The following is a 14,551-nucleotide window of genomic DNA, read 5'->3' on the forward strand; positions in this document are numbered from 1 at the left end:
AAAAGAGGAATTTGGTTATGGACAAAAAATTTAAGGAACTGTATCTGGCAGGAGAAATTGAATTTGAGGAAATTGACAAATATGTAAGTCACTGGAATAACAGCGATTTGGACATTACACTCGGAACCTATCTGGGACTTGATGATGAAGAGGAAGATGTATGGATTGTGGAAAGTGATGAAGCATTGCAGGAAATGCTGGACAGACAAAGATAGTGGCAGACTAAAATAAAGAGATATAAAAAGATTGGAGATTTGTATGAGTAAAAAAACGGCATGGGAAGGCTATAATGAAGCCCAATTAAAAGAAGTATTTGAATTTAGCGAAGGATATAAGGAATTTATATCAGAGTGTAAAACAGAAAGAGAATGCGTAAAGCGTGTAATTAAGGAAGCAAAAAAGGCAGGCTATCGCGATTTGAAACAAGTGATTTTAAATGAAGGTGTGTTAGAGGCAGGCGATAAAGTATATGTAAACAATATGGATAAGGCTGTGGCACTTTTCTTAATCGGAAATGAGCCGATCGAGGCAGGAATGAACATATTGGGAGCACATATTGACTCCCCGCGTCTGGATTTAAAGCAAAATCCGCTCTACGAGGACACAGAGCTTGCAATGCTTGACACGCATTATTATGGTGGAATCAAGAAGTATCAATGGGTAACGCTTCCTCTCGCTCTTCACGGCGTGGTTGTGAAGAAAGACGGAACCAAGGTGGACATTGTAATCGGAGAGGCAGAGACCGATCCGGTAGTCGGTGTATCTGACTTGTTGATTCACTTATCTGGCGAGCAGATGGACAAAAAGGCAAGCAAGGTAATTGAGGGTGAGAGCCTGAACCTTCTTGTGGGAAGTATTCCGCTTCAGGGCGAGGAAAAAAATGCAGTAAAAGCAAATATTTTAAAGCTTTTAAAGGATAAATATGATATTGAGGAGGAAGACTTTATCTCAGCGGAAATTGAAGCTGTGCCAGCCGGAAGAGCAAGAGATTACGGAATGGACAGAAGTATGATTATGGGCTATGGACATGACGACAGAATATGTGCATATTCCTCCTATAAGGCATTGCTTGAGTTAGAGGAAAGTAAAAAGACCTCCGTGTGCCTTCTTGTAGATAAGGAAGAGATTGGAAGCGTAGGAGCAACGGGAATGCACTCCAAGTTTTTTGAAAATGCAGTGGCAGAAATTATAAACTGTACAGAAGATTATTCTGAAATTTTACTCAGAAGAGCGTTCCAGAATTCCAAGATGCTTTCTTCCGATGTAAGTGCGGCATTTGACCCGAATTATCCGTCGGCAATGGAGAAGAACAACTCTGCATATTTTGGAAAAGGTCTTGTTATCAACAAATATACAGGTTCCAGAGGAAAATCGAACTCCAACGATGCAAACGCAGAATATGTTGCGCAGCTTCGCAATATTTTTGATAGAAATAATGTTGCTTATCAGACAGCAGAGCTTGGTAAGGTAGACCAAGGCGGCGGAGGAACAATCGCTTATATTCTTGCTAATTACAACATGGAAGTAATCGACAGCGGTGTTGCCCTTCACAATATGCATGCTCCGTGGGAAATCGGAAGCAAGGCAGACCTCTACGAGGCGAAAAAGGGCTATGTTGCATTTTTAAAGGAAGCTTAAGGCGAAACAGGAGGATAAAATGGCGACAGTAAAAGCATTCGAGTGTGTGAGACCCAAAAAAGAGCTGGCAGATAAAATTGCAGCTTTGCCGTATGATGTGTACAACAGAACAGAAGCGCTGGCAGAGGTGGAGAAGGAGCCAATGTCTTTTTTGAAGATTGACCGTGCGGAGACACAGTTTGACGAAAGTGTGGATACTTATGATGAAAGAGTTTATCAGAAGGCACACGATATCCTTTGGGAGATGATTGGAGACGGCTCTTTTGTGAATGATAAGGAGCATGCCTACTATATTTATGAGCTGGTTATGGACGGCAGGTCACAGACAGGTATTGTTGCCTGCGCCTCCATCGATGATTACGCAAATAACGTGATTAAGAAGCATGAGAACACAAGAGAAGAAAAGGAAATTGACCGAATTAAGCATGTCGATACTTGTAATGCACAGACCGGTCCTATTTTCTTAGCTTATCGCTCTAATCAGACAATCAATGAATTGGTTTCGGCTAAAATGAAGGAGGAAGCACTGTATTCCTTTACGGCAGAAGATAAGGTGACGCATCGTGTCTGGAAAGTCGGTGATAAGGATAGTGTGGAACTCATCGCAAACACCTTTGGTGCAATCGGACAGATTTATATTGCGGACGGACATCACAGAGCGGCATCCGCGGTAAAGGTAGGCTTAAAAAGGCGGCAGGAAAGTCCAAATCATATCGGAAATGAGGAATATAATTTCTTCTTATCCGTTCTTTTTCCGGACGATCAATTGATGATACTGCCTTATAACCGTGTTGTGACGGACTTAAACGGGCTTACGAAGGAAGCCTTTCTGGAACAGGCAGCAGAGAATTTTGACATAGAAAGCATAGGAGCGAAACCGTTTGCTCCTAGTGAAAAAGGAAGCTTTGGCATGTATCTGAAAGATGCATGGTATAAGCTGACGGCAAAGGAACATATCTTATCCAAAGATGAGGTGGAAGGATTGGATGTGTCTATTTTACAGAACCATTTATTAACACCTGTTTTAAATATCAAGGACCCAAGAACGGACAAGAGAATTGATTTTATCGGAGGAATCAGAGGTTTGGAAGAATTGGAGAGACGTGTTCATTCAGATATGAAAGTCGCATTTTCCATGTATCCGACTAAAATCAGTGAACTGTTTGATGTTGCAGACGCAAACAGGCTGATGCCTCCGAAATCTACATGGTTTGAACCAAAGCTGAGAAGTGGACTGTTTATTCATACGCTTTAAAATCAAGGAAATGTAAATAAAAAAAATTGATGGGAGGATTTGGTATGAGTAAAATATACGATTTGATGGATTGGGCGGCAATTGACGGGATTATATATTCGGAGGACGATAATCCGCATGGAGTATTAGGCCCTCATGTAACGGAAAATGGTCTGGTGATACAGGCGTTTGTGCCGGATGCCAGCCAGATATGGGTAAAGCTAAAGAACAATGAGAAGCAGTACCCGATGGAAATGCAGCACGAGGACGGATTTTTTGCCCTGTTGTTTCCAAGGAAATCTATACCGGAATATACTTATATCATAGAAGATAAAGAGGGAAAGACGAGAGAGATTTATGACCCGTATTTCTTTCCGACTGTTATCACACAGAAAGAAGCCGAGAAATTTAATCGGGGAATCCACCATGAGATTTATGAAAAAATGGGAGCGCATGAAATGACTCTGAAGGGGGTAGAGGGGGTACTTTTTGCCGTATGGGCACCTTTTGCTCTCCGCGTGAGCGTTGTCGGTGATTTTAACCATTGGGACGGAAGAGCCCATCAGATGAGAAGGCTTTGGAACTCGGGAATTTTTGAGCTGTTTATTCCGGAGGTAAAGGTCGGTGATTTATATAAATATGAAATTAAATTCCAGAGCGGTTTACCGGGCTTAAAATCAGATCCTTACGCAAATGAGACACAGCTTAGACCGGAGACTGCCTCTGTTGTCACAAATTTGGAAGGTTTTAAATGGACAGACGAGAAGTGGCTTTCAGGCAGAAAAAAAAGAAAGAGCGACATCGAACCGATGTCTGTCTATGAGCTTCATCTAGGCTCTTGGAGAAAGCCGGAGGATGGAAGAGAATTTTACAATTACAAAGAGCTTGCACCTATGATTGCGGACTATGTGAAGGAGATGGGGTATACTCACATCGAGCTTATGCCTGTTATGGAACATCCGTTGGATGCTTCCTGGGGCTATCAGGTCACAGGTTACTATGCACCGACGAGCCGCTACGGAAGTCCGAAAGACTTTATGTATTTTATAAATCATATGCATAAAGAGGGAATCGGAGTCATATTGGATTGGGTTCCGGCTCATTTTCCGAAGGATATTTTCGGGCTTGCGAGCTTTGACGGAACATGCCTGTATGAGCATTTGGACCCAAGACAGGGAATGCACCCGCACTGGGGCACCTTGATTTATAATTACGGAAGACCGGAGGTGCGGAATTTCCTCATTGCCAATGCAATTTTCTGGGTGAAAAAATACCATGTCGACGGCATCCGAATGGATGCAGTTGCCTCAATGCTATATCTGGATTACGGAAAACAGGGCGGCGACTGGGTGGCAAACATATACGGCGGAAATGAGAATCTGGAAGCAATTAAATTTTTAAAGCAGTTGAGTGATACCTTTAAGGGACAGACGGATGGAGCTCTGCTTATCGCAGAGGAGTCCACAGCATGGCCGAAGGTGACAGGAGACACGAAGGAAGATGGATTGGGCTTTGATTACAAATGGAACATGGGCTGGATGAATGATTTTCTTGGTTATATGCGCTATGACCCATATTTTCGCACACACCACTACGGTGAGCTCATATTCAGTATGATATACGCGTACAGCGAAAAGTTTTTACTTGCATTCTCCCATGATGAGGTTGTGCATGGAAAAGGCTCTATGATAGGAAAAATGCCGGGTGAAAGGGCAAACCAGTTTGCAAACCTGAGAGTTGCCTATGGCTTTATGTATACCCACCCGGGTAAAAAGCTTCTGTTTATGGGGCAGGATATCGGTCAGTATGAGGAGTGGTCTGAGGAGAGAAGCCTTAACTGGGCGATTCAAAATGAGACAGAGCATTCTGCTTTGCAAAGCTATGTCAGGGATTTAAACCGGTTATACAAAAAGCAGTCAGCCTTATATGAGCTTGACTATGAGGCGGAGGGCTTTGAATGGATTAATAATATGTCCGCAAAGGAAAATATTATTGTATTTACAAGAAACACGAAGGATGCGAATGATTTCCTGCTCATTGTATGTAATTTTGTTCCGATCGTGCAGGAAAACTATAAAATCGGCGTACCTTTTGAAGGGAAATATAAAGAGATTTTTTCAAGTGATAGAGCCGAATACGGCGGCGCCGACCATGTAAATAAGAGAGTAAAGCAGTCAAAGGTTGAGGAATGTGACGGAAGGGACAATTCAATCCGTATTACTGTGCCGCCTCTTGGCATCAGCATATTCCAGTACTCTAAGACGAAGGAGAAGGCGAAGCCGGGGACTAAGGCGAAGGCTAAAAAGAAAGAGACGAAAAGCTCCGCCAATCTAAAGGAAGAGTTGGCGAAAAAGGTGAGAATTGCTGAGGAAAATGCAGAACTTGAGAAGTCCTTGCTTGCGGCAGAGCAGGTCAAGGAGGCTCAGGAGATTCGGGCGAAAGGAAAAGAAAGATAGATTTTAAGGAGATAATTTATGTTAGCAACAGCGGAAAGCAGTGCGGTAGATACGCTGAACGAAATTCAAGACCTCAGCGAACAAATTGCAAAGGAGCCGAATTTGATTGTGGATTATTTTAAAGGCTGGATACCGGGTATTATAAACTTTGGTGTAACTATATTAATATCGCTTATTATTTATGTGGTAGGCAAAAAGATAATTCAGCTATTGCTTAAGCTGGTGGACCGTTCTCTTACGAAAATAGGAGCAGATGAAGGGGTAATTAAGTTTATTAATTCCCTGCTTCGGATACTGCTCTACATTGTGTTGTTCTTGGTTATCGGACAGCAGTTCGGGCTAAACAGTACCTCCGTTGTGGCATTACTCGGTTCAGCGGGGCTTGCAATTGGTTTGGCACTGCAAGGAAGTCTTTCTAACTTTGCAGGCGGAATTTTAATTTTAATATTAAAACCGTTTAAAATTGGTGATTATATTATTGAGCATGGAAAAGGAAATGAAGGAACAGTCACAAATATTGATATTTTTTACACAAAACTGTTAACAGGCGACAATAAGGTGATTGCGATGCCAAACGGTGGGCTGATTAACAATTCCATTACAAATGTGACGTATCAGGAGGAGAGAAGGCTTGACGTTACGGTCGGAATCAGCTATGAAAGCGATTTAAGGCTTGCCAAGCAGATTGTTGAGAACATTCTGACTGGCGATGCAGCATATTTAAGTGAGAAGGATCATGATGTATTTGTGTCGGAGCTTACGGACAGCGCGGTAATCATCGGCGGAAGAATATGGGTCAAATCAGAAGATCATTGGAGTGCAAAATGCAGAATCATTGAGCAGATAAAGCTGAACTTTGATGAAAAGAATATCATGATTCCATATCGGCATCTTGATGTGACACTCAAAAATGAAAATAGCTAGATAGCGAAACTATACAAGATGAATAATCCCGGCTTGCAAAGAAAACGGCTCTTTACAAGCCGGGAAGTTTTATGTCATAGGGAATTCTTTCGGATTTCCTATGATATAAAAATATTATGCGCACCTCGCGGAGTGGAAGTAGTTGCTTCGCAACCCGTTCGGGTGCGAAGTGTGAGGTTTGGTCACACTTTATTCAATTCAGACTATTTTAAGCTTGCTGGTATATAATAAGGACAGTGGAGACGGATTAAAAGGGGATAATCATCTTACATACGGGAGGAGAAGAAAAATTGAAAGTACTTATTGTGGAAGACGAAATAAGGCTGGCGGACACCCTGAGCCAGATTATGAGAGAAAACAAATATCTGGTGGATACGGTAAATGACGGTGCCGACGGGCTGGATTTCGCGATGAGCGGGCAATATGATATTATTGTATTAGATGTGATGATGCCTAAAATGAACGGATTCGAAGTGGTGAAAGCACTTAGGAAATCGAAGGTAAATACGCCGGTTATCCTGTTGACCGCCAAGGATGAGGTGACAGATAAAATAACAGGTCTGGATTCAGGAGCGGATGATTATCTCACAAAGCCTTTTGTTCCGGATGAACTGCTGGCAAGGATACGTGCACTGACGAGACGCCAGGGAGAGGTTGTGATGAATGAGCTTAGCTTTTCTGATATAACCTTGAACCTGTCTATGTATATGCTTCAGAAAGACAGCAAGTCGATTCATCTCGGACATAAAGAATTTGAGGTGATGCGCCTTCTTATCACTAATCCTGCGGTAGTAGTGTCAAAGGATGAGATGATAAGCAAGATTTGGGGCATGGAATCCGATGCGGAGGACAACAATGTCGAGGTATATATCTCCTTTCTGCGAAAAAAGCTGCAATATCTAGGCTCTAAGGTGAACATTGCAACCCAGAGAAAAATAGGGTATTTCTTGGAGGAGGCGTCGCAATGATAGTAAAGCTGAAAAAGAAATTTATCTTTATTAACATGATATGCGTTACGGTTATTTTAATAACTGCCTTTGGTGCTGTTTTAGCTGCTTCCTTTATCCGTGTGGAGGAGGAAAGCCGCATTGCTATGGAAACCTCGGCGGAGCGAAGCAACCGTATGGACGACTATGCAAGCAAACCGATGCTGGAGATAGGAGGTCCGCAGGGCGGAGATAAACAGCCTGCCACCTTTAAGATATTTACGGTTAAGCTGAATGAGGATAACAGCATCGATACTCTGATTGGCGATAACGTGGAGATAAAGGATACAGTGCTTGAGGAGATTGTCACAGACAGTGTAAGCAGCGGAAAGAGAACGGGTGTACTTTGGGATGTATCTCTTCGGTATTTGATGAATCAGACTGCGGAAGGCAGTGAAATTATCTTTTATGATTTGAGCAATGATATATTGAGCATGCTTCACCTCGTCAAGAACTGTCTGATTATCGGAATTGCAAGTTTTGCCGCATTTTTGATGATCAGTATTTATCTGGCAGGCTGGGCGCTGAAGCCTGTGGAAAGGTCTTGGGAGAGTCAGAGGCAGTTTATTGCAGATGCCTCCCATGAGCTAAAGACTCCGCTTACGGTTATTTTGGCAAATGCTGATATTTTGAGTGCTCATAGAGAAGATACGATTGAGCATCAATATAAATGGATTGAGTATATTAAGGCGGAAGCATCCCATATGAGCGGGCTGGTCAATGATTTGCTTTTTTTGGCAAAATCGGATGCGTCGCGGGAAAGCGTTATGATGACGGAAGTGAATTTAAGTGATGTTGTCTGGAACTGCTATCTGCCTTTTGAATCGATTGCTTTTGAACAGGGAAAAAATCTGGAAGCGGATATCGGGCAGGATATTATGATACAGGGTGATTCCGGAAAGCTAAAGCAGCTCATTATGATACTGCTTGATAACGCCTGCAAATATACGGAGAAAAACGGAAGTATTGAAGTTCATCTTTATGAGAAGCCCGATAAGGGAAAGGTATATCTGACTGTGAAGAATTCGGGTGAGCCTATTTTGGCAGAACACTTGAGTCATATATTTGAACGCTTTTACCGGGCAGAGGAATCAAGAGCGAGAGAAAAAGGCGGCTACGGTCTGGGACTGTCCATTGCAAAGACAATCACAGAGATGCATCGCGGAAAAATTTCTGTGACAAGCAGCAAGGAGGAAGGAACTGTTTTCAAGGTATCCTTTCATGTTGGATAAGCCTATGTGAAAGATTTGTGAATACTGTTAAAATTCTAAGTGAAGCACTCAATTCTTTAAGAGTAATTTAAGGTTTTGAACCTATAATCGAGTCAACGAAGGCACAAGGGATATAAATGTGTGTCGGTAAAGAAGGGTGGTGCAATGCTTACATATTTGGAGATTAGACATTTAGAAGTAAAAAGTGATTACTTTAGTAATTAAAGTGAAAACAAAAAAGACAATTAGAAAAGAGGCAAAACCCAAATTATGAGAAAATTAAAAAGAATTTTAGCAGTAAGCTGTGTAGCAATGCTCATTGTCACAGCGGCTGGCTGCTCCGGTACAGAGGCAGCATCAGAGACAGCAAGTGAGAGCACACAGGAAGAAACAACCGAAGCGGAAAATACGACAGATGCGGCAGAAGCAGAGACATCTCAGACAGATACAGCGCAGGCGGCAAGCGAAGACAGAGTGATTGGAAAGGTAACTGCGATAGACGGAAGTACAATTACCTTGGCACTGGGTGAGATGCCGCAGGCAGGAGCAAAGGGTGATATGGAGCTCCCGTCAGGAGACGGCACAGCACCATCAGGTGATTCAGCCGATGCAGCAAAGGAGAAACCAAGCCAAGATGGTCAGGCACCGTCAGGAGAGGCTCCAAGTGGAGATGCACAAGCACCGTCAGGAGAGGCTCCAAGTGGAGATGCACAGGCACCATCAGGAGAGGCTCCGGCTGGGGATGGAACAGCACCCGATATGAGTTCTTTATTTGAGGAAAGCGGCGAGACACTTACGATAACAGTGGATGATGAAAGCGTTATCAAAGTTGTTTCCGGCGGCGAAGAGACAACAGGCAGTCTGAGCGATATTGCAGTCGATACAATTTTAAGTATTGAATATGACGCTTCAGGAGAAATCGCTTCGATTTTAATTCAGAAGTAAAGAATTAATTAGAACATAATTTAATTTCCCTTAAACGATATAAAAGACAATTGGTAAATTTTGTTTACCAATTGTCTTTTTCTATATTCCACTTGAAAAACATATAAACACTGTTATAATATATGCTATGGAGGTTGATGACATGAAAATTTCAACAAAAGGACGATATGCCATACGGGTTATGATAGATCTTGCAGAGCACAACAGCGGAGATTTCATCACTCTGATGGATATCGCAGAGAGACAGGAAATATCGGAAAAATATCTGGAAGCGATTGTATCGATACTTAGCAAAAATGAACTGTTGATTTCTCTAAGGGGCAAGGGCGGCGGCTACAAGCTTGCAAAAGCGCCGGAGGAGTACACAGTTGGAAGTATATTAGAGCTTACGGAAGGCTCACTGGCACCGGTGGCATGCTTGGATAAACAGCCAAATAGCTGTGAGCGAGCATCAAAGTGTAAGACCTTGGAAATGTGGGAAGGTCTGAATGAGTTGATTCATAACTATTTTGAGAATATCACAATCGCGGATTTACTTGGCGAGGAGAATTACTCAGATCATTATGTGATATAAAAAATATCGTTACCTGAAAATAGGTAACGATATTTTTTTATATACTAGGATTAGAGGTCAAAAGGTGCTGCGCAACCCGCTTGGGTGCGATGTGTGGGCGTTGCTCACACTTTTTTTGTCCCCAATTCATATAAACATATTGACAAAGTATGTTTATAGGTTTATTATAGTTAATAATTTACTGAAAGGCAAGAAATACAAAAGGAAAGGGAAGGATTTTATGGCAAAAATATATACATCAGCCGATCAGCTTATCGGGAAGACACCGCTTCTTGAGCTGGTGCACATCGAGGAAAAGTATGAGACAAAGGCAAAGATTTTGGCGAAGCTGGAATATTTAAATCCTGCCGGGTCTGTCAAGGACAGAATTGCAAAGGGAATGATTGATGAAGCAGAAGCAGCAGGAATACTTAATAAAGATACCGTTATTATTGAACCGACATCAGGAAATACCGGAATTGGTCTTGCCTCGGTGGCAGCGGCGAGAGGATATCGTCTCATTATTGTAATGCCGGAGACGATGACACTTGAGAGAAGAACACTGATGAGGGCGTACGGAGCAGAGCTTGTACTCACAGAGGGCTCGAAGGGAATGAACGGAGCCATCGCAAAAGCGAAGGAGCTTGTCAAAGAGATACCGAATAGCTTTACACCGAGTCAGTTTGAAAATACAGCGAATCCGAAGGTGCATTTAGCGACAACAGGACCTGAGATTTATGAGGATACCGACGGTAAGATTGATATTTTTGTCGCAGGCGTGGGAACCGGAGGAACAATAACCGGAGTCGGAGAGTATTTAAAGTCCAAAAATCCTGATATTCAAATTGTTGCGGTGGAGCCGGAAAGCTCACCGGTTTTATCAAAAGGAATTGCCGGACCGCATAAAATTCAGGGTATCGGAGCCGGATTTGTGCCGAAGGTCCTAAACACCAAGATATATGACGAGATTATACGGGTTGCAGATGCAGACGCATTTGAGCTTGGCAGGGCGATCGGAAATTTGGAGGGAATTTTAGTCGGCATTTCTGCGGGAGCGGCAACCTATGCAGCCATTCAGATTGCGAAGAGACCGGAAAATGAAGGAAAAAACATTGTCGTACTGCATGCAGACACAGGAGACAGATATTTATCGACAAACATGTACACAAGCTAAATACAACAGAAAAAAGGGTGGAGACAGTCATGGATAACCTTGGTTTTAACACAGCACTTTTACATAAGGGAGGCAAAAAAAGGCAGGAGGCAGGCGCAACGCTTATTCCAATCTATCAATCCAGCGCCTTTTCCCATGAGAGTGCGGAGACATTGGAGCGTATTTTTGAAAATAAGGCAGCGGGTTTTTCTTACACGCGAATTAACAACCCAACCATAGAGGCATTTGAAAACAAAATTACAATGCTGGAAGGGGGAATTGGAAGTGTGGCGTGTGCATCCGGCATGGCGGCACTGACAAATGCCTTTTTAAATATTTTGCAGGCAGGAGATGAGATTGCGGCAGCACCCGGTTTATATGGAGGAACAATCGATTTGTTCCGTGACTTTGAAGCCTTTGGCATCAAGACGAGATATGCAAGGGAGAATACGCCGCAGGCATTTGAGGAGATAGTCAATGAGAGAACAAAGCTGATTTTTGCGGAGACAATCGGAAATCCCAAGCTTGATATCACCGATATACCGGGGTTGTCAGAGGTTGCACATAAGCATAATTTACCGCTTATCATTGATAACACGACAGCAACCGCTTTTTTGGTTAAGCCGCTTTTCCTTGGTGCAGACATTGTAGTCAGTTCCTCATCCAAATACATAAACGGAAACAGTGACGCGATAAGCGGTATTTTGACGGATGGCGGAACGTATAAGTGGACGAAAGAAAAATATCCGGGATTAGAGGAATACCTCAAGCTTGGAAAGATGGCATATATCGCAAAGCTTCGTAAAGGACTGTTTCGAAATACCGGTGCCTGTCTGTCACCGCAAAATGCTTTCTTAAACTGTATCGGCTTGGAAACCTTGGGACTTAGAATGGAACGGCAGTGTGAAAACGCCTTGAAGTTGGCAAAATTTTTGGAGGAACTTGGCGCAGATATCACAGTAAATTATCCGGGACTTGAGAACAGCCCCTACCATGAACTGGCAAAACGACAGCTGAAAAATGGTTACGGTGCAATTATTACTTTTCGTGCAGGAAGTAAGGAAAGAGCCTTTCATATAATCAATTCACTGAAATTACCGCTTATCATTTCAAACGTGGGTGACACGAAAACATTGGTGATACACCCTGCGTCTACAATCAGTCTCCACTGTACCGATGAAGAAAAAAATGCTTCCGGTGTATACCAAGATTTGATTCGTGTCAGTGTCGGAATTGAAAATATAGAAGATTTGAAGGCGGATTTTGAGAATGCCTTATTAGGAGGAGAATAAAATGGCGAAGGTAGATTATGCGGCGCTGAAAAAGGGCGGCTTCATGAGACAGAAGCAGAAAAACAACTTTTCTTTGAGAATACAGGTAGTAGGCGGAAATCTGACCGCTGAAAATCTAAAAAAAATAGCGGAGGTTGCAGAACAGTACGGAGACGGCCATGTGCACCTCACCTCCAGACAAAGTGTTGAGATACCGTTTATCAAGGTAGACGATGTGGAGGCAGTTAAGGAAGAGCTTGCAAAGGGCGGATGTAAACCTGGTGTCTGCGGACCGAGAGTTCGTACCGTGACGGCATGTCAGGGAAGTGAAATCTGTCCGAGTGGCAACATTGATACATATGATATCGCGAAAAAGCTGAACGAGAGATATTTTGGAAGGGAGCTTCCTCATAAGTTTAAATTCGGAGTGACCGGCTGTCAGAACAACTGTTTAAAGGCAGAGGAAAACGACGTAGGTATCAAGGGAGCCTTGGAAGTAAAGTGGATTGAGGACAAATGTATCAACTGTGGTGTCTGCGTCAAGGTATGCCGGGAAAAAGCAATCACAATGGAAGATAAGATGATAGAGGTCGATTATGATAAGTGCAACAACTGCGGAAGATGCGCCAAATCATGTCCGACCGATGCATGGGACACAAACCCGGGATATATTGTATCCTTTGGCGGTTTGTTCGGAAACAGTATCTCAAAGGGAGAGACACCACTTTCCTTAGTTACACAGGAAGAGCAGCTCTACCGCGTGACAGATGCGGCAATTCAGTTTTTTGCGGATAACGGCAATCCGAGTGAGCGCTTTAAGTTTACGATAGACCGTATCGGAAAAGAAACATTTATTCAGAAGATGGAGGAAGCATATCATGGCTGATTTTAACATTGACGATACCGTAGATATCACGGACGTTGTTTGCCCGGTTACGTTTGTAAAGGCTAAGGTGGCGCTTGAAGAGTTGGATGACGGACAGATTTTGGCAATCAAATTAAATGACGGCGAGCCGGTTCAGAATGTACCAAGAAGCATTAAGGAAGAAGGACATCAGATTTTAAAGCTCAACGAGAATGAGGACGGCACTTATACGCTGATTGTACGCAAGGTAGAAGACTGAATAGTAATACTTAGAGAATGTGAGGAAGAGAAGATGAATTTAACAGTGGCAGGAAGTAAGAAGACATATGACGAAGAGTTGACAATAGCAGAATTAATCAAGGTTGAGGATGTTGAAAATGCAGAATATGTGACAGTTACCTTAAACGATGAATTTTTGGAGAGAGCAGATTTTGAGACAACAAAGCTTTCTGAAGGAGATATCGTGGAATTCCTATACTTTATGGGAGGAGGAGCGAGGTAATGGCATTTACAAATGAGCAATTAGAGCGCTATTCCCGCCATATCATCTTGAAGGAGGTAGGCGTAAAGGGACAGAAAAAGCTCTTGAATGCAAAGGTTCTTATCATCGGAGCCGGAGGACTCGGAGCACCTGTTGGAATGTATCTGGCAGCAGCAGGTGTCGGAACAATCGGAATTGCAGATGCAGATGTGGTAGATTTATCCAATTTGCAGCGTCAGGTCATTCATACGACGGCTGATATCGGAAAGGCAAAGGTTGAATCGGCAAAGGAGACAATGCTTGCCATAAATCCGGATATTACGGTGAATACATATAGAACCTTTGTCAGTTCAGAAAATATTTTAGAGCTGATTGCAGAGTATGACTTTATCATTGACGGAACAGATAATTTTCCGGCAAAATTCCTTATTAATGATGCGTGCGTAATGGCAAAAAAGGCATTTTCCCATGCAGGAATTATTCGTTTTCAGGGGCAGCTTATGACCTATGTGCCGGGGGAAGGACCATGTTATCGCTGTGTATTCAAAAATCCACCGCCAAAGGACGCGGTTCCGACCTGTAAGCAGGCAGGCGTGATTGGGGCAATGGGCGGAGTAATCGGAAGCCTTCAGGCGATGGAAGCAGTGAAATACATCGTCGGACAGGGAGATTTGCTCACAGGAAAGCTTTTGACCTACGATGCGTTGAAAATGCAGTTTCGTACGGTGAAATTACCGAAAGACAATCAATGTGCAATCTGCGGCGAGCATCCGGAGATAACAAAGCTTATTGATTATGAACAGGCAGCCTGCGACTTAAAGGGGTGAGAAACGT

Annotated in this window: 15 protein-coding genes; all 15 read left to right on the forward strand. The window is 43.0% G+C overall.

The genetic code is table 11. The features are described from left to right. The first annotated feature begins 17 nt into the window (after nucleotides 1–17). Complete coding sequence (locus CTY48_RS06370) at nucleotides 18–215, forward strand: hypothetical protein (protein ID WP_099467689.1); 198 nt, start codon at nucleotides 18–20, stop codon at nucleotides 213–215. Nucleotides 216–258: 43 nt separating this feature from the next. Continuing rightward, a complete protein-coding gene (locus CTY48_RS06375) occupies nucleotides 259–1,638 on the forward strand; it encodes an aminopeptidase (RefSeq protein WP_099467690.1) in 1,380 nt (459 codons plus the stop codon). A 19-nt stretch (nucleotides 1,639–1,657) separates the two neighbouring features. Then, on the forward strand, nucleotides 1,658–2,893 hold the full coding sequence (locus CTY48_RS06380; RefSeq protein WP_099467691.1) for a DUF1015 domain-containing protein: 1,236 nt from the start codon (nucleotides 1,658–1,660) through the stop codon (nucleotides 2,891–2,893). A gap of 44 nt (nucleotides 2,894–2,937) precedes the next feature. Next, nucleotides 2,938–5,328 carry a 1,4-alpha-glucan branching protein GlgB gene (gene glgB / locus CTY48_RS06385; protein ID WP_099467692.1) on the forward strand — a complete coding sequence of 797 codons (2,391 nt, stop codon included), beginning with the start codon at nucleotides 2,938–2,940 and terminating at the stop codon, nucleotides 5,326–5,328. An 18-nt stretch (nucleotides 5,329–5,346) separates the two neighbouring features. After that, the gene (locus CTY48_RS06390) at nucleotides 5,347–6,252 is read left to right on the forward strand and encodes a mechanosensitive ion channel family protein (protein ID WP_099467693.1); all 906 of its coding nucleotides are present in this window, start codon (nucleotides 5,347–5,349) and stop codon (nucleotides 6,250–6,252) included. Nucleotides 6,253–6,542: 290 nt separating this feature from the next. Beyond that, nucleotides 6,543–7,220: a response regulator transcription factor gene (locus CTY48_RS06395; protein WP_099467694.1), complete on the forward strand. Its 678-nt coding sequence runs from the start codon at nucleotides 6,543–6,545 to the stop codon at nucleotides 7,218–7,220. Further along, entirely contained in the window at nucleotides 7,217–8,470 is a 1,254-nt protein-coding gene (locus tag CTY48_RS06400; protein ID WP_099467695.1) for a sensor histidine kinase, read from the forward strand. Before CTY48_RS06395 ends, CTY48_RS06400 begins: the two co-directional genes overlap by 4 nt. 249 nt (nucleotides 8,471–8,719) lie before the next feature. Then, entirely contained in the window at nucleotides 8,720–9,394 is a 675-nt protein-coding gene (locus CTY48_RS06405; RefSeq protein ID WP_099467696.1) for a hypothetical protein, read from the forward strand. Nucleotides 9,395–9,536: 142 nt separating this feature from the next. Next, nucleotides 9,537–9,968 carry an RrF2 family transcriptional regulator gene (locus CTY48_RS06410; protein WP_099467697.1) on the forward strand — a complete coding sequence of 144 codons (432 nt, stop codon included), beginning with the start codon at nucleotides 9,537–9,539 and terminating at the stop codon, nucleotides 9,966–9,968. A gap of 220 nt (nucleotides 9,969–10,188) precedes the next feature. Beyond that, nucleotides 10,189–11,121: a cysteine synthase A gene (gene cysK, locus CTY48_RS06415; protein ID WP_099470089.1), complete on the forward strand. Its 933-nt coding sequence runs from the start codon at nucleotides 10,189–10,191 to the stop codon at nucleotides 11,119–11,121. Between the two features lie 29 nt (nucleotides 11,122–11,150). Continuing rightward, on the forward strand, nucleotides 11,151–12,392 hold the full coding sequence (locus CTY48_RS06420) for an O-acetylhomoserine aminocarboxypropyltransferase/cysteine synthase family protein (RefSeq protein ID WP_099467698.1): 1,242 nt from the start codon (nucleotides 11,151–11,153) through the stop codon (nucleotides 12,390–12,392). Between the two features lies 1 nt (nucleotide 12,393). Next, on the forward strand, nucleotides 12,394–13,257 hold the full coding sequence (locus CTY48_RS06425) for a 4Fe-4S binding protein (RefSeq protein ID WP_099467699.1): 864 nt from the start codon (nucleotides 12,394–12,396) through the stop codon (nucleotides 13,255–13,257). Then, on the forward strand, nucleotides 13,250–13,495 hold the full coding sequence (locus tag CTY48_RS06430; RefSeq protein WP_099467700.1) for a sulfurtransferase TusA family protein: 246 nt from the start codon (nucleotides 13,250–13,252) through the stop codon (nucleotides 13,493–13,495). The genes CTY48_RS06425 and CTY48_RS06430 overlap by 8 nt, the downstream gene beginning before the upstream one ends. A gap of 33 nt (nucleotides 13,496–13,528) precedes the next feature. Next, on the forward strand, nucleotides 13,529–13,738 hold the full coding sequence (gene thiS, locus CTY48_RS06435) for a sulfur carrier protein ThiS (RefSeq protein WP_099467701.1): 210 nt from the start codon (nucleotides 13,529–13,531) through the stop codon (nucleotides 13,736–13,738). Beyond that, nucleotides 13,738–14,544, forward strand: a complete 807-nt coding sequence (locus CTY48_RS06440) for a HesA/MoeB/ThiF family protein (RefSeq protein ID WP_099467702.1) — start codon at nucleotides 13,738–13,740, stop codon at nucleotides 14,542–14,544. The genes thiS and CTY48_RS06440 overlap by 1 nt, the downstream gene beginning before the upstream one ends. Nucleotides 14,545–14,551 lie beyond the last annotated feature (7 nt).

The sequence above is a fragment of the Konateibacter massiliensis genome (assembly GCF_900184995.1).
GTDB classification, from domain to species: Bacteria; Bacillota; Clostridia; order Lachnospirales; family Lachnospiraceae; genus Lachnotalea; species Lachnotalea massiliensis.